The sequence below is a fragment of the Shinella oryzae genome, from assembly GCF_023038235.1.
Taxonomy (GTDB): Bacteria; Pseudomonadota; Alphaproteobacteria; order Rhizobiales; family Rhizobiaceae; genus Shinella; species Shinella sumterensis.
The window spans coordinates 1,359,387-1,379,324 of the sequence record NZ_CP081987.1; the positions used below are offsets into that span (position 1 = coordinate 1,359,387).

19 protein-coding genes are annotated in these 19,938 nt (G+C 62.8%); 7 read left to right on the forward strand and 12 right to left on the reverse strand.

From position 1 onward, the window contains the following. The first annotated feature begins 4 nt into the window (after positions 1-4). Both K6301_RS06815 and K6301_RS06820 read left to right on the forward strand, forming a co-directional pair. Positions 5-784 carry a TatD family hydrolase gene (locus tag K6301_RS06815; protein ID WP_247220093.1) on the forward strand — a complete coding sequence of 260 codons (780 nt, stop codon included), beginning with the start codon at positions 5-7 and terminating at the stop codon, positions 782-784. A gap of 2 nt (positions 785-786) precedes the next feature. After that, positions 787-1,614 carry an MBL fold metallo-hydrolase gene (locus K6301_RS06820; protein ID WP_247220095.1) on the forward strand — a complete coding sequence of 276 codons (828 nt, stop codon included), beginning with the start codon at positions 787-789 and terminating at the stop codon, positions 1,612-1,614. Here K6301_RS06820 and K6301_RS06825 read toward each other — a convergent pair. Next, the gene (locus tag K6301_RS06825) at positions 1,602-2,546 is read right to left on the reverse strand and encodes a phosphoribosylaminoimidazolesuccinocarboxamide synthase (RefSeq protein ID WP_247220525.1); all 945 of its coding nucleotides are present in this window, start codon (positions 2,544-2,546) and stop codon (positions 1,602-1,604) included. The two genes, K6301_RS06820 and K6301_RS06825, sit on opposite strands and share 13 nt — an antisense overlap. Before the next feature lie 181 nt (positions 2,547-2,727). Beyond that, positions 2,728-3,126: a GFA family protein gene (locus K6301_RS06830; RefSeq protein ID WP_247220097.1), complete on the reverse strand. Its 399-nt coding sequence runs from the start codon at positions 3,124-3,126 to the stop codon at positions 2,728-2,730. 274 nt (positions 3,127-3,400) lie between these two features. Between K6301_RS06830 and K6301_RS06835 the strand changes: the two genes are divergently transcribed. After that, on the forward strand, positions 3,401-3,823 hold the full coding sequence (locus K6301_RS06835; RefSeq protein ID WP_247220099.1) for a DUF4864 domain-containing protein: 423 nt from the start codon (positions 3,401-3,403) through the stop codon (positions 3,821-3,823). A gap of 12 nt (positions 3,824-3,835) precedes the next feature. Here K6301_RS06835 and tgt read toward each other — a convergent pair whose 3' ends face one another. The 6 genes from tgt to coaD all read right to left on the reverse strand — a co-directional run bounded on the left by tgt (position 3,836) and on the right by coaD (position 8,245). Then, complete coding sequence (gene tgt, locus K6301_RS06840; protein ID WP_247220101.1) at positions 3,836-4,966, reverse strand: tRNA guanosine(34) transglycosylase Tgt; 1,131 nt, start codon at positions 4,964-4,966, stop codon at positions 3,836-3,838. After that, on the reverse strand, positions 4,963-6,021 hold the full coding sequence (queA, locus tag K6301_RS06845; RefSeq protein WP_247220103.1) for a tRNA preQ1(34) S-adenosylmethionine ribosyltransferase-isomerase QueA: 1,059 nt from the start codon (positions 6,019-6,021) through the stop codon (positions 4,963-4,965). Before queA ends, tgt begins: the two co-directional genes overlap by 4 nt. 7 nt (positions 6,022-6,028) lie before the next feature. After that, complete coding sequence (locus K6301_RS06850; RefSeq protein WP_247220105.1) at positions 6,029-6,478, reverse strand: DMT family transporter; 450 nt, start codon at positions 6,476-6,478, stop codon at positions 6,029-6,031. A 76-nt stretch (positions 6,479-6,554) separates the two neighbouring features. Continuing rightward, the gene (locus K6301_RS06855) at positions 6,555-7,070 is read right to left on the reverse strand and encodes a peptidylprolyl isomerase (RefSeq protein WP_247220107.1); all 516 of its coding nucleotides are present in this window, start codon (positions 7,068-7,070) and stop codon (positions 6,555-6,557) included. Between the two features lie 80 nt (positions 7,071-7,150). Then, a complete protein-coding gene (locus K6301_RS06860) occupies positions 7,151-7,717 on the reverse strand; it encodes a peptidylprolyl isomerase (protein ID WP_160872271.1) in 567 nt (188 codons plus the stop codon). A gap of 33 nt (positions 7,718-7,750) precedes the next feature. Beyond that, entirely contained in the window at positions 7,751-8,245 is a 495-nt protein-coding gene (coaD, locus tag K6301_RS06865; RefSeq protein WP_247220109.1) for a pantetheine-phosphate adenylyltransferase, read from the reverse strand. 363 nt (positions 8,246-8,608) lie between these two features. Between coaD and K6301_RS06870 the strand changes: the two genes are divergently transcribed. Beyond that, on the forward strand, positions 8,609-8,782 hold the full coding sequence (locus K6301_RS06870) for a hypothetical protein (RefSeq protein WP_160872269.1): 174 nt from the start codon (positions 8,609-8,611) through the stop codon (positions 8,780-8,782). Positions 8,783-8,905: 123 nt separating this feature from the next. Here the strand turns inward: K6301_RS06870 and gyrA are convergent, their stop codons facing one another. Continuing rightward, a complete protein-coding gene (gyrA, locus tag K6301_RS06875) occupies positions 8,906-11,695 on the reverse strand; it encodes a DNA gyrase subunit A (RefSeq protein ID WP_247220111.1) in 2,790 nt (929 codons plus the stop codon). A gap of 238 nt (positions 11,696-11,933) precedes the next feature. On the opposite strand from gyrA, the gene K6301_RS06880 reads away from it, so the two are divergent. After that, positions 11,934-12,563: a MarC family protein gene (locus tag K6301_RS06880; protein WP_247220113.1), complete on the forward strand. Its 630-nt coding sequence runs from the start codon at positions 11,934-11,936 to the stop codon at positions 12,561-12,563. Between the two features lie 15 nt (positions 12,564-12,578). Here K6301_RS06880 and K6301_RS06885 read toward each other — a convergent pair whose 3' ends face one another. Next, complete coding sequence (locus K6301_RS06885) at positions 12,579-13,463, reverse strand: restriction endonuclease (RefSeq protein WP_247220115.1); 885 nt, start codon at positions 13,461-13,463, stop codon at positions 12,579-12,581. 88 nt (positions 13,464-13,551) lie between these two features. After that, positions 13,552-14,085, reverse strand: a complete 534-nt coding sequence (locus K6301_RS06890; protein WP_247220117.1) for a single-stranded DNA-binding protein — start codon at positions 14,083-14,085, stop codon at positions 13,552-13,554. Between the two features lie 282 nt (positions 14,086-14,367). Between K6301_RS06890 and uvrA the strand changes: the two genes are divergently transcribed. Continuing rightward, positions 14,368-17,286, forward strand: a complete 2,919-nt coding sequence (gene uvrA, locus K6301_RS06895; RefSeq protein WP_247220119.1) for an excinuclease ABC subunit UvrA — start codon at positions 14,368-14,370, stop codon at positions 17,284-17,286. Between the two features lie 19 nt (positions 17,287-17,305). Then, positions 17,306-18,118: a DUF72 domain-containing protein gene (locus K6301_RS06900; protein ID WP_247220121.1), complete on the forward strand. Its 813-nt coding sequence runs from the start codon at positions 17,306-17,308 to the stop codon at positions 18,116-18,118. 63 nt (positions 18,119-18,181) lie between these two features. On the opposite strand, the gene K6301_RS06905 is transcribed toward K6301_RS06900, so the two are convergent. Continuing rightward, entirely contained in the window at positions 18,182-19,672 is a 1,491-nt protein-coding gene (locus K6301_RS06905; RefSeq protein WP_247220123.1) for an NAD(P)H-hydrate dehydratase, read from the reverse strand. Between the last annotated feature and the right edge of the window lie 266 nt (positions 19,673-19,938).

Sequence of the window (19,938 nt, forward strand, 5' to 3'; positions counted from 1 at the left end):
CGTCATGCTGATCGACACCCACTGCCATCTGGACTTTCCGGACTTCGCGGCGGAGCGGGACGATATCGTCGCGCGTGCGCATGCGGCCGGCGTGAAGCAGATGATCACCATCTCGACGCGGGTACGGAAGTTTCCGGACATACTGGCGATCGCCGAGACCTATCCGAGCGTATTCTGCTCGGTCGGCACGCATCCGCACAATGCGGACGAGGAGCTGGATATCACGATCGCGGAACTCGTGGCCTTGTCTCGGCATCCGCGCGTGGTAGCGATCGGCGAGGCGGGTCTCGACTATTTCTACGACAATGCGCCGCGTGATGCGCAGGCGATCGGCCTGCGCAACCACATTGCCGCCGCCCGGGAAACCGGCCTGCCGCTCGTCATCCACAGCCGCTCGGCGGACGAGGACATGGCGGCGATCCTGACGGATGAAACGGGGAAGGGCGCTTTCCCCTTCCTGCTGCACTGCTTTTCCTCCGGGCCGGATCTCGCCCGTACTGGAGTGGAACTCGGCGGTTACGTCTCCTTTTCGGGCATCCTGACGTTCCCGAAGTCGGAAGAGCTGCGCGAGATCGCCAAAACCGTGCCGCCTGAGCGCATGCTGGTGGAGACTGACGCGCCCTACCTTGCGCCGAAACCGTTCCGCGGCAAGCGCAACGAGCCGGCCTATGTCGCGCACACGGCGGCTGTGCTGGCCGAGACGATCGGTGTCAGCACCGAGGATATCGCGCGCATGACCACCGAGAACGCTTTCCGCATCTTCTCGAAGATGCCGCGGGTGTAGCCGTGGTCTATCGCCGCCGCTTTACCATACTCGGCTGCGGTTCGTCGCCCGGCGTGCCGCGCATCACCGGTGATTGGGGCGCCTGCGATCCGCAAAATCCGAAGAACCGGCGAACGCGTGCGTCCTTCCTGGTGGAGCAGTTCGGGCCGGATGGGGTGACGACCGTCGTCATCGATACGGGGCCGGATTTTCGCACCCAGATGATCGCAGCCGGCGTCGCCGAGATCGATGCCGTTCTCTATACGCATCCCCATGCCGATCATATCCATGGCATCGATGACATCAGGGGATTCGTGTTGCAGAACCACCGGCAGGTGCCGATCTGGGCCGACGAGCCGACCATGGAGCGCGTTCGCGAAGGCTTCGGCTACTGTCTCAAGACACCCGCCGGCAGCATGTATCCGCCGATCATCACGGAGAACCTGATCGAGCCGAAGGACGCGCCGGTGACGATCCACGGGCGAGGGGGCGCCATGACGTTCCAGCCTCACCTTCAGGTGCACGGCCAGATCCATTCGCTAGGGTTTCGCATCGGCGATGTAGCCTATTGCTCCGATGTTAGCGATTTCCCCGAAGAAACCGTTCCGCGTCTGCACGGCCTCGACGTGCTGATCATCGACGCGCTCCAGTATCGCTATCACTCCAGCCATCTCTCGATCAGCCAGGCGCTGGAGTGGATCGAGCGATTGAAGCCGTCCCGCGCGATCCTGACCCACATGCACGTGCCGCTCGATTACGACACCGTGCAGCGGGAAACGCCCGATCACGTGGAGCCCGCCTATGACGGGCTGCGCTTCGAAACCACGCTGACCGGCGATCAGGTAAAGTAAGGCGCCAGATTCTTGCGGATTCGGTCGAGCACCGTGTCCTCGGAAAGATCGGGAACGAACGTCTTTCCCGTAATCTGTTCAAAGGCCTGGATGTAGACCTTGGAGGTCTGCTCGACCAGCTCGCGCGGGATTTCCGGGATCGGGTCCTTGTAGGGATCGCAGCGCTCGGTAACCCAGGCGCGCACGAAATCCTTGTCGAAGCTCGCCGGACGCCCGCCGGCGGCAAAACTCTTCTCGTAGCTGTCGGCAATCCAGTACCGACTGGAATCCGGCGTATGGATCTCGTCCGCCAACACGATGCGGCCGTCCTTGTCCGTGCCGAATTCGTACTTGGTATCGACGAGGATCAGCCCGCGTTCGGCTGCGCGCGCCTGTCCACGCGCGAAGAGCGCGAGCGCATAGCGCGACACCGTTTCCCACTGTGCCGGCGTCAGCAGGCCCTGGGCGAGGATTTCTTCGCCCGACAGCGGCTCGTCATGGCCGCCGTCGAAGGCCTTGCTGGTGGGCGTGATGATCGGCTCGGGAAGCTTTTCATTGTCCCTGAGGCCATCCGGCAGCGTGATGCCGTACATCTCGCGTTCGCCCTTGCGATACTTGGTCAGGATCGACGTGCTGGTCGTGCCGGCCAGATAGCCGCGCACCACGATCTCGACCGGCAGGATATCGAGCCGCGTGCCGATCACGACATTCGGGTCCGGATAGGACTGGACATGGTTCGGGCAGATGTCGGCGGTTTCCTCGAACCAGTAGCGCGCCGTCTGGGTCAGGACCTGTCCCTTGAACGGAATGGCGGTCAGGATGACATCGAAAGCGCTGAGCCGATCCGTCGCGATGATGATGCGGCGACCATCCGGCAGGTCGTAATTCTCGCGAACCTTGCCGTTGTAGCGGTTCGGCAGTTCCGGAATGTAGGCGTCGGAGAGAATGCGCAAATCGCTCATGAGCAAGGCTTTCGCTGTTGGTTCCGTCTGCCGTTTCGCTTAAGGCTGGGAGAGGTTCCGGGTCAAGGCGGAAACCGGTTTTCCAGCGTCTTTGGCGAATTTCGTCAGATGGATAGTTCCATAATCTATCTTATGTGATTTTCATATCGGCCGATCTGAAGCCCCTAATCCCTCAATCCCGGTCTTCGAAACGTCCCTCATTCTCCCGGTCGCGCTCGTAGAGCTTCTTGGTTGGAAACGGCGGTAGCCAGATTTCCCGACGGATGGTCCAGAGTTCGTAGGTCGGTACCAACTGGTCGGGCGCGTCGAGCGCGCCAAGGTTCACCTCGATCTCGTCGTCGCTACGCGAGAATACGGAGGAACCGCAACGCGGACAGAAGAAGCGGCTTTGATAGTCCCGCATCTCTCCCTGCACCGTGACCGCACTCTCCGGGAAGATCGCCGAGGCATGGAAAAGCGCGCCATGGTGCTTGCGGCAATCCATGCAATGACACAGGCCGACGCGATACGGCGGCCCCGCCGCCTCGATGCGAACGGCACCGCAAAGACAACCACCTGTGAACCGCTGCATGGTCTTTGCTCCTGCTCTTGCCGTGCCGCTCTGGAACCGAAAATGAGCTCGCCCAGCACCGACAACTTTCTCACGCGCAGGCGCGGCTGACAAACGCAACGTGCAAGTTCATAAACTTGTCTCTCAGGTAAATTACATTAAAACATTGCAATATGCATCTGAAATAAAACAATAAAATATGTGGTTCCTCCGTAAATCGAGTAGCAGTTCAATAAGCAAGCGTTCTGCACGAAAACACGCTATTCTAACCGACGATCAGCGTGAGGAGCATGCCATGAAATGCGCTGCCGCCATATCCCTCAGTGCATTGTTCGTGACGGCCTTACCGTCTGCGGCTGGCGCGGCCGAGCCGCTGGACACCGTCCAGGATATTATCGAACGTCAGATCGCCGCGTTCCTGGCCGACGATGCGGCAACCGCCTATGCCTTTGCCTCGCCGGCCATCCGCGAAAAGTTCGCGACTGAAGACGCGTTCTTCGACATGGTCAGAAAGAGCTATGCACCGGTCTATCGCGCGGGCAACTTCGCCTTTGGCCGCTCGAAGATCGTTGGCGACATGGTGGTGCAGGAGGTGTTGATATCCGGGCCTGACGGCAAGGACTGGACGGCACTCTATCAGCTCCTGCGGCAGCCGGACGGCAGCTACAGGATCAATGGCGTGCATATGGTGCGCGCGGCGCCGGGGCCGGAAATCTGAACGTGCGAACGGTCAAAGCGGGGCGAGATCGCCCCTCGCCCAATTCTCCTGCGTCTCCGCCATGAAGTCGGCGAAACGGCCCTCCTCGATCGCCTTGCGGATACCAGCCATCAGGTCCTGGTAATAGGACAGGTTGTTCCACGTCAGCAGCATGCCGCCGAGGGACTCGTTGGCGCGGATCAGATGATGCAGATAGGCGCGCGAGTAATCGCGGGCTGCCGGGCAGTTCGATTCCTCGTCCAGCGGACGCATGTCCTCGGCATGGCGGGCATTGCGCAGATTGATGCGGCCGCGCCGGGTGAAGGCCAGGCCGTGGCGGCCCGACCGGGTCGGCATCACGCAGTCGAACATGTCGATTCCGCGAGCAACGGATTTCAGCATATCGTCGGGCGTACCGACGCCCATCAGGTAACGCGGCTTCTCGAAGGGCATGTGCGGGATGGTCGTGTCGATCATGTCGAGCATGACCTCCTGCGGTTCGCCCACCGCAAGGCCGCCGATGGCGTAGCCCTTGAGATCCAGCCCGGCGAGCGCCTGTGCAGAGCGCACCCGCAGATGCGGGATATCGCCGCCCTGCACGATGCCGAACATCGCCTTGCCGCGCTGGTCGCCAAAGGCCACCTTGCAGCGCTCGGCCCAGCGCAATGACATTTCCATGGCGCGCTCGATCTCCGTGGGCGATGCTGGCAGCGCCACGCATTCGTCGAGCTGCATCTGGATATCGCTGTCGAGCAGGCCCTGGATTTCGATGGAGCGCTCCGGTGACATGTGATGCAGCGCGCCGTCCACATGGCTCTTGAAGGTCACGCCCTGCTCGTCGAGCTTGCGCAGGCCCGAGAGCGACATGACCTGGAAACCACCCGAATCCGTCAGGATCGGGTGCGGCCAGCGGATGAGCTCGTGCAGGCCGCCCAATCGCGCGACGCGCTCCGGTCCGGGCCGCAGCATCAGGTGATAGGTGTTGCCGAGGATGATATCCGCGCCAAGCTCGCGGACCTGGTCCAGATACATCGCCTTGACCGTGCCGACCGTACCGACCGGCATGAAGGCGGGCGTGCGAATGGTGCCGCGCGGCATCGAGACCTCACCGCGACGGGCCTTGCCATCCGTGGCGAGAAGCTTGAACTGGAAGGTTTCGGTCATGCGTGGTCCCGGAAAAGCAGGCTGGAATCGCCGTAGGAATAGAAGCGGTAGCCGGACGAAATGGCATGCGCATAGGCGCCGCGCATCGTCTCCAGGCCGGAAAAGGCCGAAACGAGCATGAACAGCGTCGACTTCGGCAGATGAAAGTTCGTCATCAGGATATCGGCCGTGCGGAAGCGGTAGCCGGGCGTGATGAAAATGCCCGTCGCGCCGGACCATGGCTTGATCGCGCCATCCTCGTCGGCGGCACTTTCCAGCAGGCGCAGCGAGGTCGTGCCGACGGAGACGATGCGGCCGCCCCTCGCCTTCACGGCATTGAGCGCCGCGGCGGTCTCTTCGGAGACATAGCCGATCTCCTCGTGCATGACATGCTCGGTCGTGTCGTCGGCCTTGACCGGCAGGAAGGTTCCGGCACCCACGTGCAACGTCACGAAATGCCTGATGACGCCGAGTGCATCGAGCTTCTCGAACAGCGAATCGGTGAAATGCAGGCCGGCGGTGGGCGCGGCCACGGCGCCCTCTTCGCGGGCATAGATCGTCTGGTAGTCCTTGCGGTCCGCCTCGTCTTCGGCGCGCTTGGAGGCGATATAGGGCGGCAGGGGGATATGGCCGACTGTCGCGATGGCGCGGTCGAGTTCGGGGCCGGACGCATCGAAATGCAGCGTGACCTCCCCGCCCTCGCCCTTGTTTTCCACGGTCGCCCAGAGCGTGCCGAAGGCGATGCGGTCGCCCGGTTTGATGCGCTTGCCGGGCTTGGCGAAGGCCTTCCAGCGATCACCGGCGATGCGCATGTGAAGCGTTGCCGATACGGCCTGCCCGCCTGCGCCTTCCCGATGGCGGATGCCTTCCAGTTGAGCGGGAATGACGCGCGTATCGTTGAAGACAAGCGCATCCCCTGCCCTGAGCAGCGACGGCAGATCCCCGACGGTGAAATCTTCATAAGGCGTCGCCGTGCCCGGACGCACCACGAGCAGTTTTGCCGCCTCGCGTGGGGTCACGGGGCGCAATGCAATGTTTTCTTCCGGCAGGTCGAAATCGAAAAGGTCGACGCGCATGGTTTTCTCAGAGGAAGCGGATCATCAGGGCGCCCGCGACGAGCAGGACGGCGCCGCCGATGCGCCCGACGGAGATTTCGCGAATGGCCATGCCGAGAAAACCGATACGGTCGAGCAGGATGCCGGCGAGAAGCTGGCCGGAAACGGCAAAGGCCATGACGGCGGCGGCGCCGATGCGCGGCGTGAGAAAGATCGCGGTCGTGACATAGACCGTGCCCAATGCGCCGCCTGCGATATAGAGCCAGAGGTCCGGGCCGCGCCAATCCGGCGAGCGCCCTTCAAAAGAAGAGGTCAGCAGAACGACAAGGGCGAGGATGGCGGCACCCGACAGGAATGACACGCAGGCGGCCGCGACCGGCATGCCGAGACCACGTCCGAGCATGGCGTTGATCGGGGCCTGAATTGCGATGCACGCGCCGGCCGCGATGCCAAGCAACGCCCAGAGGAAAGCAGCCATATCGCCGGTCCTTGAAAAGAAAACAAACAAAACCGCGCCCGCCGGGGCGGGCGCGGTCGAAAACGATCGGTTTCTATCAGGCCGCTACGTCGGCGGCAACCTTCATCGAAACGATGGTATCGGGATCGCGCACCGGCTCGCCGCGCTTGATCTTGTCGATATTGTCCATGCCTTCGATGACCTGACCCCACACGGAATACTGCTTGTTCAGCCAGGGTGCGTCGGTGAAGCAGATGAAGAACTGCGAGTTGGCGGAGTTCGGCATCTGGCTGCGGGCCATCGAGCAGGTGCCGCGCACATGGCTCATATTGGAGAATTCGGCCTTGAGGTCCGGCTTGTCGGAGCCGCCCATGCCCGCACGGGCTGGGTTGAAGTCCGCGCCGCCGGTCTTGCCGTACTGCACATCGCCCGTCTGGGCCATGAAGTCTTCGATCACGCGGTGGAAGACGACGCCGTCATAGGCGCCTTCGCGCGTCAGTTCCTTGATGCGTGCCACGTGGCCCGGTGCGAGATCCGGAAGCAGCTGGATGACCACCTTGCCCTTCGTGGTTTCCATGATGATGGTGTTTTCCGGATCCTTGATCTCGGCCATGGTCTCTCTCCTTTAAAAGCCTGCCCCAGAGGTGTGTTCTTCCTTCGAGATTACAACAGGCACGTAATCAAAAAATGCCGTTACTTGCCGACGGTGACCTTGATCATGCGGTCGGGGTCGGTGACGGAACCGTTGTTGGCGTCGTCGCCGCGCTTGATCTTGTCGACATTCTCCATGCCCGAGACGACCTTGCCAACGACCGTGTACTGGCCGTTCAGGAAGTCGCCGGGCGCGAACATGATGAAGAACTGCGAGTTGGCGGAATTCGGATCCTGCGCGCGCGCCATGCCGACGGTCCCGCGCTCGAACGGGATATCCGAGAACTCGGCCGGCAGATCCGGCTGGCTGGAGCCGCCCGTGCCGGCTGCCTGCGGCTGATAGCCGTTCTCCATGTCGCCATACTGCACGTCACCCGTCTGGGCCATGAAACCGTCGATCACACGATGGAAGGCGACGTTGTCGTATTCGCCGGCCGCAGCAAGCGCCTTGATGCGCTCGGCGTGCTTCGGCGCCTTGTCGTTCAACTCGATGACGACGGGGCCGTCCTTGAGCTGGATCGTGATGAAATCGGCAGCCTGGGCCACGAAGGCGCCGGTTGCCGTCGCCAGGAACAGGGCGCCTGCGAAGGCGGTGCGGAGAATGTTCATGATAGCTCCCTTGATGGGTTCAGGATAATGGGCTCAGCCCTTCTGGCGGGCCTTGAGGGCCGCAAAGACGGGCGCCGGAACGAACGCACTGACATCGCCGCCCATGGCCGCGATCTGACGGACCAATGTGGCGGTAATGGGCCGCGAAGCGGCGCCGGCCGGCAGAAACACCGTCTGGATATCCGGCGCCATCTGCCGGTTCATGCCGGCCATCTGCATCTCGTAATCAAAATCCGTCCCGTCGCGCAGGCCGCGGATCAAGAGCCGCGCGCTTTGCGTGCGCGCGGCATCCACCACGAGATTGGAGAAGGAGACGACGCTGACATCCCCTGCCCGTTCCGGCAGTACGCCGGCGATCGACTGGCCAATGAGGTCGGCGCGCTCGTCAAAGGAAAAAAGCGGCGTCTTGCCGGGATGGACGCCGATCGCGACGATGACCTTGGACGCCACGTTCAACGCCTGGACGAGAACGTCGACGTGTCCGTTGGTGAACGGATCGAAAGAGCCAGGATAGAAGGCGACTGTCATCGGCGAGGTCCCGTTTGCCCGCCTTTTGTCACGGAAGGCTGTGATCTGCAAGGGCACGGCCTGACGCACCCGCACCTATCCCCTGCGGCGATGATGAACAGCACATGAATGAACCGTTCAAGGTCATTTCAGGCGGGCCATGTCTAAATGACAGCATAAGGCCGGGAACAAAAGTCGTTGCGGGGCATTTTACCGACCGAATGAAGTGAATGAAGCATTGCGTTTCCTTAGAACGGAAAGGAACACCAAGATGGCACTCGCTCTACTTTGCATGGCAATGTTCATCGCGCTCAGCGTTGCGGCTTTCAATGCCCTTCGTGAAGAGGATCGTCCGGCTGCTGCTGAGGGTGCCGGCCGCGGAAAATGGCTGCGGTGAGCGAGTACGTGATCATGGCTTTGCTGACCATCATTTCCACGCTCTTCATCAGCGCGGTTTTCGTCGTGGACTTCGCGCGGACAATTCTTGATCTGAAACGAGATCGCGCGGCCCTGAAGAAAACCAGGCTGAAAACGGAAGCAGGCGGCTTCGGCGTGTAGCGCCCCTTCGCCGCCGTTCGTGCGGGTGGCTTCCCTCCAGGCCGCCCGCCAACATTGAAAAGCCGGACGGTCGTTCCCTGCCCGTCCGGCTTTTTCACGTTTACCGGGCTTCTGCGGCGAGGCTTATGCCTCGCCCTCGCCTTCAGGACCGGCGTCGATCTCGCCATCCACGACGACGGCCTCGCCCTCGATCTCCATCTCATCATCGCCTTCAGGCTCGCTGATGCGTTCCACGGAGACAACCTTCTCGTCCTTCGCGGTGGAGAAGATCGTGACGCCCTTCGTGGCGCGGCTGGCGATACGGATACCGTTGACCGGCACGCGGATCAGCTGGCCACCATCGGAGACGAGCATCAGCTGGTCCGTTTCCTCGACCGGGAAGGCGGCGACGAGTTCGCCGATTTCGCTTGTCTTGGAGGTGTCCGTCGCGCGGATACCCTTGCCGCCGCGGCCGGAGGTGCGGAAGTCGTAGGACGACGACCGCTTGCCGAAGCCGCGCTGCGACACCGTCAGCACGAACTGCTCGAGCGCCTTGAGCTCTTGGTAGCGCTCTTCCGAGAGGTCGCCGACTTCGCCGACATCCTCGCCGACCAGTGCGATTTCCTCTTCGTCAGCGCCGCTTGCGCGCCGCTCGGCGGCGGACCGCTTGAGATAAGCGGCTCGTTCCCACGGCTCGGCATCGACATGGCTGACGATCGTCATCGAGATGATGCGATCGCCGGCGCCCAGATTGATGCCGCGCACACCGACCGAATTGCGGCCGGCGAAGACACGCACATCATCGACCGGGAAGCGGATGCACTGGCCGAGCGCCGTCGTCAGTAACACGTCGTCACGATCCGTGCAGGTCTCGACATTGAGGATCTCGTCGCCGTCCTCCTCGAGCTTCATCGCGATCTTGCCGTTGCGGTTGACCTGGACGAAGTCGGAAAGCTTGTTGCGGCGCACCGTTCCGCGTGTCGTCGAGAACATGACGTCGAGGTTTTCCCACGTCGTCTCGTCCTCCGGCAGCGGCATGATGGTGGTGATGCGTTCGCCGGGCTCGATCGGCAGCATGTTGATCAGCGCCTTGCCCTTGGACTGCGGCGTGCCGATCGGCAGGCGCCAGACCTTCTCCTTGTAGACGATGCCACGCGAGGAGAAGAACAGCACCGGCGTGTGCGTATTGGCGACGAACAGGCGGGTTGCGAAATCCTCGTCCTTCATGGCCATGCCGGAGCGGCCCTTGCCACCACGGCGCTGGGCGCGATAGGTCGCCAGCGGCACGCGCTTGACGTAGCCGGCATGCGACACGGTGACCACCATGTCCTCGCGGGCGATCAGGTCCTCGTCGTCCATGTCGGGACCACCTTCGGTGATCTCCGTGCGGCGCGGCGTGCCGAACTCGTCCCTGATGGCACTAAGCTCGTCCTTGACGATCGTCATGATGCGCAGGCGCGACGACAGGATATCGAGGTAATCCTTGATCTCCTCGCCGATCTTGTTCAGCTCTTCGTCGATTTCGTCGCGGCCGAGCGCCGTCAGGCGGGCAAGACGCAGTTCGAGGATCGCGCGGGCCTGTTCCTCCGAGAGATTGTAGGTCAGGTCCTCGTTGATGCGATGGCGCGGGTCGTCGATGAGGCGGATCAGCGCCTCGACGTCCTTGGCCGGCCAGCGGCGCTCCATCAGCTGCTCGCGCGCCGTCTGCGGATCGGGCGCGCTGCGGATAAGGGCGATGACCTCGTCGATATTGGCGACCGCGATGGCGAGGCCCACCAAGACATGGGCGCGGTCGCGCGCCTTGCGCAGCAGGTACTTCGTGCGGCGGCTGACGACTTCCTCGCGGAAGGCGACGAAGGCGCGCAGCATGTCCAGCAGCGTCATCTGCTCCGGCTTGCCGCCATTGAGCGCCACCATGTTGCAGCCGAAGGAGGTCTGCAGCGGCGTGTAGCGATAAAGCTGGTTCAGAATGACGTCGGCATTGGCGTCGCGCTTCAGCTCGATGACGACGCGGTAGCCATCGCGGTCGGACTCGTCGCGGAGATCGGAAATGCCTTCGATGCGCTTGTCGCGCACCAGCTCGGCCATCTTCTCGATCATCGTCGCCTTGTTCACCTGGAAGGGAACCTCGGTGATGATGATCTGCTCGCGGTCGCCGCGCATCGGTTCGATGGTGGCGCGGCCCCGCATGACGACGGAACCGCGGCCGGTCTCATAGGCCTGTCGGATGCCGGAACGGCCGAGGATCAGCGCGCCCGTCGGAAAATCCGGGCCCGGAATATGCTGCATCAGCTCGATGAGATCGATCGCGGGATTGTCGATCAGCGCGATGCAGCCGTTGATCACTTCCGAAAGGTTATGCGGCGGAATGTTCGTCGCCATGCCGACGGCAATGCCACCCGCGCCGTTGACCAGCAGGTTTGGGAACTTCGCGGGCACCACGACCGGCTCGCTCATCGTGCCGTCGTAGTTGTCGCGGAAGTTGACGGTCTCCTTGTCGAGATCGTCGAGCAGCGAATGGGCGGCCTTTTCCAGGCGGCATTCCGTGTAACGCTGGGCTGCCGGCGGGTCGCCGTCGATGGAGCCGAAGTTCCCCTGGCCGTCGATCAGCGGCAGGCGGAGCGACCAGTCCTGCGCCATGCGCGCCAGGGCGTCATAGATCGCCGAGTCGCCGTGCGGATGGTATTTACCCATCACGTCACCGGTGACGCGGGCCGACTTCACGTATTTCTTGTTCCAGTCGACGCCCATCTCGCTCATCGAGTAGAGGATGCGCCGGTGCACGGGCTTGAGACCGTCGCGCACGTCCGGCAGCGCACGGGACACGATCACGCTCATGGCGTAATCGAGATAGGACCGCTGCATTTCCTCGATGATGGAAATCGGCTCAATGCCAGGAGGGTTCTTTCCGCCGGGTGTCGTTTGTTCTGTCAATTTCGGTCACGATCGTTGTTCAGAATCAGATGCAATTTTATAGCCTACCGGCGCCGGAAGCGCCAATTTTGCCAAGGGTTTTGAACAGGCTTTTCCCAGGAAATCCGCGAATTTGCGCATTTTCATGGCCGGGCTGCCGCCGCTTTGCGCGCGCCCTTCCCTTCGGGCGCGCCCTCGCCTAACAATGTCGCTTCAAGGCCGCGTGAAACGGCCATGCAACGGCGAGGGGAACGACCGGATGCTCACCACGGACACTGTGATCAATGCGATCACGACGCTGCTCGTCACGATCGATCCGCCCGGGCTTGCGCCGATCTTTCTCGGGCTCACCGTGGGCATGACGCGTGCGCAGCGCAAGCAGGTAGCCCTGCGCGGTTCACTCATCGCCTTCTGCATCCTCGCCGTCTTCGTCGTCACCGGATCAAGCGTGCTGTCTTTACTCGGCATCTCCATCGCCGCCTTCCGCATTGCCGGCGGCCTGCTCCTCTTCTGGATCGCCTTCGAGATGATCTTCGAGCGCCGCAACGAGCGCAAGGAGAAGACGAGCGAGGTGGCGATCACTCGCGATCACATCCACAACATCGCCGTCTTCCCGCTCGCCTTGCCGCTGATTGCCGGCCCGGGCGCCATTTCGGCCGCGATCCTGCTGTCCGGTTCATTTCCCTCGGCGTTGGAGCGAAGCGCGCTCATCGGCGTGCTGGCACTCTGCATCGCCATCCTGTTCCTCGCCCTCGTCATCGCCGACCGCATCGACCGCTTCCTCGGCAATACCGGCCGCGCCATCCTCACCCGCCTGCTCGGCGTCATCCTCGCGGCGCTCGCGGTGCAGTTCGTGGTCGACGGCGTGAAATCGGTGTTTGTTCTCTGACAGAGACAGCCAGCGCTATCGCGCGCCGAAGGTCTTCTCGAAAAGGTCGGGGATGTCGTGTTGCGAGAAAAGCCTGATACCCGTCGCCGTAGCCAGTGCGGTGGCGCTTGGCGTGAAGCTCGCATTGGTCAGGACGCCTGCGGCATCGACACCGTAATAGGCCATGCCTGCATGGGCCTCCTGCACCGCCTTGTTTCCGACGGGGCTTCCGTAGAGCTTGCATTGCAAACCGAGGCGCTTGCCCGCTTTCTCGGCTATGACATCCAGTCCCTGGTCGCCCGAGCCGCGCGTCACTTCTGCCGTCCAGCCAAACCGCGTGAGCGACTGGGCTACCCACTGCTCAAAGTCGTTCCCGCCCCTTGGAAAAGTGTCGGCATCGAAGCCTGCCGCCGCTTGTTCGCGCCTATGGATGCTGAGCCGTCCAAAAACCTGCGCCTTCGCTTCGTCGAAAGAAAACAACGCACTGTCGAGCGCAATGCTGGCAAAAAACTCGACGAGCGCCTCGTCGGTCATGTCCTTGACGACGGCGCCGTAATCGTTGGTCCTGACGGCGAGCGCCAGATTGCGGCTCAAGGCGCTGCGGTGTCTGTCCACTGCGTCGATCAACCTCTGCCGCTCGATGGCTCGTCGCCGCAGAAGGTTCTGCTGGTACTCCTGCTCTTCCGCGAGCGCGGCCAGGCGCATCGACGCGTCTCGTGCCTTCGCTACGCTGTGTCGTCGCCAAATCCAGGCAGCGGCGAGAAAAGGGCTAAGCAGAACGATGATCGCGCCAAGAATGCCCAAGGCCGTCAGTCCGGGTCTCCCACCGGCGGGCATGCCCATTGCGGCGATCAGGCTTCCGAAAAGACCGATCACGAGCGTCAGCAACACAAAACGTGTTGCACCTTTAAGAAGACTCAAAACGGCGCCTCCTCTCACAAGGGGGCGCCGTGAACCTTGACGTCAGAACCCAGCCCCCTCGTAATCCCCGGGAGCCAGGATAAGTTGCTCAGAACGGGATGTCATCATCCATGTCGCGCGAGAGCGAGCCACCGCCCGAGCGGCTGCCGCCGCCGCTGCTGGCGCCACCGGACGTCGGACGCGAGCCGTAATCGTCGTAGCCCTGGCCGCCGCCGCCGAAATTGCTGCTGCCGCCGAAGTCGCCGCCGCGGCTTGCACCGCCACCTTCGCCGCGGCCGTCCAGCATGGTCAGGGTGGAACCGAAGCCCTGGAGGACCACTTCCGTCGAGTAACGGTCGTTACCCGTCTGGTCCTGCCACTTGCGCGTCTGCAGCGCGCCTTCGATATAGAGTTTCGCGCCCTTCTTCACATATTGCTCGACGACCTTGCACAGGCCTTCGTTGAAGACGACGACATTGTGCCATTCCGTCTTCTCGCGGCGCTCGCCGCTGTTGCGGTCACGCCAGGTCTCGGACGTGGCGATACGCAGGTTGGCGATCGGCCGACCGTCCTGCGTGCGCCGGATTTCCGGGTCCGCACCGACGTTCCCGATCAAGATCACCTTGTTGACGCTTCCAGCCATACCCGTATTTCCCGTTGTCGCGCCGGGCGAAGGGCACCCGGCATTTGTCACTAGATTGACGATACCTTATCGACTGGAGCGCGCCAGCGCGCCCCACACGAGCGACAATCCACAGATTGCGCATTTTTGTTCTTTTTTTGTTCTATTAATTCCCTACACTCTTGTCAACCGAATCGGAAACGGGCACGGAATCTTCTCAAGGGCGCATGGACACGCGGCTGCCAATCCCTACATAGAAGCCGACCTTTCCTGAATGCGCAACGACTTCTGACGCTGGATACCATGAGCGAACTCAAGACCATTTCCATACGCGGCGCGCGCGAGCACAATCTCAAGGGCATTGATCTCGATCTGCCGCGCAACAAGCTGATCGTCATGACCGGGCTTTCCGGATCGGGCAAGTCGTCGCTCGCGTTCGACACGATCTATGCCGAGGGCCAGCGCCGCTATGTCGAGAGCCTCTCGGCCTATGCGCGCCAGTTCCTCGAGATGATGCAGAAGCCGGATGTGGACCAGATCGATGGCCTGTCTCCGGCCATCTCCATCGAGCAGAAGACGACCTCGAAGAACCCGCGCTCGACCGTCGGAACCGTCACCGAGATCTACGATTACATGCGCCTGCTTTTCGCGCGCGTCGGTGTGCCGTACTCTCCGGTCACCGGCCTGCCGATCGAAAGCCAGACCGTCAGCCAGATGGTGGACCGCGTCATCGATTTCGGCGAGGGCACCCGTCTTTATATCCTGGCTCCCATCGTGCGCGGCCGCAAGGGCGAGTACAAGAAGGAACTCGCCGAGCTCATGAAGAAGGGCTTCCAGCGCGTTAAGGTGGATGGCCAGTTCTATGAGATCGCCGACGTGCCGGCTCTCGACAAGAAATACAAACACGACATCGACGTGGTGGTGGACCGGGTCGTCGTGCGCCCGGATCTTGCCTCGCGCCTCGCCGATAGCCTCGAGACGTGCCTGAAACTCGCCGATGGCCTTGCCATCGCCGAATTCGCCGATAAGCCGCTGCCGCCTGAGGAAACCGCCGCCGGCGGCTCGGCGAACAAGTCGCTGAACGAGACGCATGAGCGCATGCTGTTTTCCGAAAAGTTCGCCTGCCCGGTCTCCGGCTTCACCATTCCGGAAATCGAGCCGCGGCTCTTCTCGTTCAACAACCCCTTCGGCGCCTGCCCGACCTGCGATGGCCTGGGCAGCCAGCAGAAGATCGATCCTGACCTCATCGTGCCGGAAACGGAACGCACGTTGAAGGATGGCGCGATCGCGCCCTGGGCCAAATCCTCCTCGCCCTATTACAACCAGACGCTGGAAGCGCTCGGCGCCGCCTATGGTTTCAAGCTGTCCAACCGCTGGTCGGAATTGTCGGAAAAGGCGCAGAACGCCATCCTGCACGGCACGGACGAGAAGATCGAGTTCAACTACAAGGACGGCGCGCGCTCCTACAAGACGGTGAAGACCTTCGAGGGCATCGTGCCGAACCTCGAGCGCCGCTGGAAGGAAACGGATTCGGCCTGGTCGCGCGAGGAGATCGAGCGCTACATGTCGGCCGCGCCCTGCCCGGCCTGCAACGGTTTTCGCCTGAAACCCGAGGCGCTGGCGGTCAAGATCAACAAGCTGCATATCGGCGAGACGACCGCCATGTCGATCCGCGTGGCGCGCGACTGGTTCGAGGCGCTGCCGGAGCACCTCAACGCCAAGCAGAACGAGATCGCGGTGCGCATCCTCAAGGAGATCCGCGAGCGGCTGCGCTTCCTCAACGATGTCGGCCTGGAATATCTGTCGCTGTCGCGCAATTCCGGCACGCTGTCGGGCGGCGAAAGCCAGCGCATCCGGCTTGCCTCGCAGATCGGCTCCGGCCTGACGGGTGTGCTCTACGTGCTGGACGAGCCGTCCATCGGCCTGCACCAGCGCGACAATGCGCGCCTGCTGGATACGCTCCGGCACCTGCGCGACATCGGCAACACCGTCATCGTCGTCGAGCATGACGAGGATGCGATCCTGACGGCCGACTATGTCGTCGATATCGGTCCCGCCGCCGGCATCCATGGCGGCCAGGTCATTGCACAGGGCACGCCGGAGGAGGTCATCGCCAATCCGGCCTCGCTGACCGGCAAGTATCTTTCGGGCGAGCTGTCGGTCGCCGTTCCAAGCGAACGCCGCAAGCCGAAGAAGAAAAAGGAAATCAAGGTCGTCGGCGCCAAGGCCAACAACCTGAAGAATGTCACGGCTTCCATTCCGCTCGGCGTCTTCACGGCGGTCACGGGCGTGTCCGGCGGCGGCAAGTCGACCTTCCTGATCGAGACGCTCTACAAGTCGGCCGCCCGCCGCATCATGGGCGCACGCGAAATCCCTGCGGAACACGAGCGTATCGACGGCTTCGAATATATCGACAAGGTCATCGATATCGACCAGTCGCCGATCGGCCGCACGCCGCGCTCCAACCCGGCGACCTATACCGGCGCCTTCACGCCGATCCGTGATTGGTTTGCGGGGCTTCCGGAAGCGAAAGCGCGTGGCTATCAGCCGGGTCGTTTCTCCTTCAACGTCAAGGGCGGGCGTTGCGAGGCCTGCCAGGGCGACGGCGTCATCAAGATCGAGATGCACTTCCTGCCCGACGTCTACGTCACCTGCGACGTCTGCCACGGCAAGCGCTATAACCGCGAGACGCTCGATGTCACCTTCAAGGGCAAGTCCATCGCCGACGTGCTCGACATGACGGTGGAGGAAGGCGTCGAGTTCTTCGCCGCCGTGCCGGCCGTGCGCGACAAGCTGGTGACGCTCAACCAGGTCGGCCTCGGCTATATCAAGGTCGGCCAGCAGGCAAACACCCTGTCGGGCGGCGAGGCGCAGCGCGTCAAGCTTGCCAAGGAACTGTCCAAGCGTTCCACCGGCCGCACGCTCTACATTCTCGACGAGCCGACGACGGGTCTGCATTTCCATGACGTGGCGAAACTGCTGGAAGTGCTGCACGAACTGGTCAACCAGGGCAATTCGGTCGTCGTCATCGAGCACAATCTCGAGGTCATCAAGACCGCCGACTGGATCATCGATTTCGGCCCCGAGGGCGGCGATGGCGGCGGCGAGGTGATTGCCGAAGGCACGCCGGAGGATGTGGTGAAGGTCGAGCGGTCCTATACCGGGCAGTTCCTGAAGGAGCTGCTGGAGCGACGGCCGATCAAGCGGATCGCGGCGGAATGAGGCACAAGGGAGGACGATGATGAGCGCATCCGGCACGATCAAAACCGGAATCGGCGGCTGGACCTTCGAGCCCTGGGAGCGAAGCTTCTATCCCGAAAAGCTGGTGAAGAAGCGCCAGCTGGAATTCGCCAGCCGCGAACTGACGACGATCGAGGTCAACGGCACCTATTACGGCTCTCAAAAGCCGGAGACCTTCGCGAAATGGGCGTCGGAAGTGCCTGACGGTTTCATCTTTTCCCTCAAGGCCAGCCGATTTACCACCAACCGAAAGGTTCTGGCCGATGGCGGCGAGTCCGTCCAAAAATTCCTGACGCAGGGCCTGACGGAGCTTGGTGAGCATCTCGGCCCCATCCTCTGGCAGTTCGCGCCCACCAAGGCGTTCGATCCGGAGGATTTCGAGGGTTTTCTCAAGCTCTTGCCGGAAAAGCAGGATGGCTTGACGCTGAAACATGCGCTCGAAGTGCGCAACGAAAGCTTCATGGCACCGGAATTTGCCGCGCTGGCCCGCAAATACAATGCGGCCATCGTCTATGCGCATCACGCGGAATACCCCGAGATCGCGGATGTGACGGCCGATTTCGTCTATGCCCGCCTGCAGAAGGGATCCGACGATATCGAGACCTGCTATCCGCCCAAGGCGCTGGATGAGTGGGCGGAGCGGCTGAAGGCCTGGGCGGCAGGCGGTGAGCCATCCGACCTGCCGAAGATCGATCCCGACACGAAGCCGGCGAAGAAGCCGCGCGATGTCTTTGCGTTCTTCATCACGTCGGGCAAGGTCAATGCACCGAATGGCGCGCGCGAATTGCAGAAACGCACGCAGCCGCGCGCGTAGTCAGTCGCGCCTTACGATGGGCGATATTCAGCCTTTTGCCCATCGATGTCGCCCGGAGAAACCTCACTTCAGCTGGTCGAGGCCGGTCAGGGCGTCGATCAGCGTTTCGGCCGTCAGGCCTTCGCCGGCCAGGCGGCCCGCCTCTCCATGCCGCCAGACCGCGCTCGCCGCGGCCTCGAAAGCCGGCATGCCCTGTGCGAGATGCGCGCCGACGAGACCGGCCAGCACGTCGCCGGACCCGGCGGTCGCGAGCCATGGCGGCGCATTGTCATTGACGAGCGCGCGTCCGTCCGGTGCTGCGATGACGGTGTCCGCGCCCTTGAGGACGACCACGCCGTTGCTGCGCGCCGCGGCCTTTTGCGCCCGCTCGATCTTCGAAAGCGTGCTGTCCTTGGCGATATCGGGGAACAGCCGGGCGAATTCGCCGTCATGCGGCGTCACGACCAGGCGCGGCACGGGTCCTTCGAAAAGATCGAAAAGCGCCTGCGGGTCATCGCGGAAAGCGGTTATGCCGTCGGCATCGAGAACCAGCCGCCGTTCGCCCGAGGCGATCAGGCCGGCATAGCGCCGTGCCCGTTCGCCGTCGCCGAAGCCGGGGCCAAGCACGAAGGTCTTGAGCCGGGCATCCTCCAGCAAGGCGGCGAGATCGCCTTCATCGTCGATCGGCTTCAGCATGACCGCCGTCAGGTGCGCGGCGTTGGCGGGCAATGCTGCCGTGGGAGACAACAGCGTGACAAGCCCCGCGCCGGCGCGAAGGCCTGCCATCGCCGAAAGCCTCGCCGCCCCCGTCGCGGTGGCAGGCCCAGAGAAGACGGCGAGATGACCCCGCACATATTTATGCCCCGCCCCCGTTTCTATCGGCAGGACATCCCGCCAGGCGGCCGGCGCATTCACGCCGATCTCTCCCCCGTGGGCGCGCAGGATGCGCCCGGGTATGCCGATGTCGAAGATTTCCAATGCGCCGGCCATCATCCGGCCCGGCAGGAGAAGATGCCCGGGCTTGCGGCACATGAAGGTGACGCTCGCGGCGGCCTGGAAGGCGGCGCCGCGGACGGCGCCGGTTCTGCCGTCGATACCCGAGGGAAGGTCCACCGCAAGCACCGGAATGACGCTCTCATTGATGCTTTCGATAATCGCGACCACATCCGCTGCGAGGTCCCTGGCCAGCCCCGCGCCAAACAGGGCATCCACCACGACGTCGCCGGTCCGGGGATGATAATCCGCAAGCGGCGCGACTAAGCCTGTGAACTGCCCGAAGGCGGTGGCCGCATCGCCGCGCAGCGCTGCCGGGTCGTCCAGTGCGTGAACCGCGATCTCCGCGCCGGCCGCCTGCAGCGCCCGCGCGGCGACATAGCCGTCTCCGCCGTTGTTGCCGGGACCGCAGAGGACGACGAAGCGAAGGGCACCGGGAAAGCGGCGCAGCGCGCAGGCGGCCACCGCCTGCCCTGCCCGCTCCATCAGGCCATAGCTGAAGAGACCGGATGCGGCGGCGGCGCGGTCGACCTGCCCCATCTCTTCGGGCGTGAGCAGCAATGTGTCTTTATGGCTGTGCATGGCACACCATGCCCGTAAAATCCTCAGTTGGGCAAGAGCGGTACCCTGCCCTCCCAATCAGTCTATTATTTATGCATATGCCCATATTGAGTGCTCAAATTTGCGGCTTTTGAAGCCATGGCCGCAGGCTTGTCCGCGCCGCACGGTAACCGGCGCCGAAAAGTGATAAATTTTAGGCAGATTTCGCTGGCCCTTTCTGCTGCAAATCCGCATCATCGGCGACGTGGCGACAAGCGGTTTCATCTCGAAACGGGATTTTTCGGTTT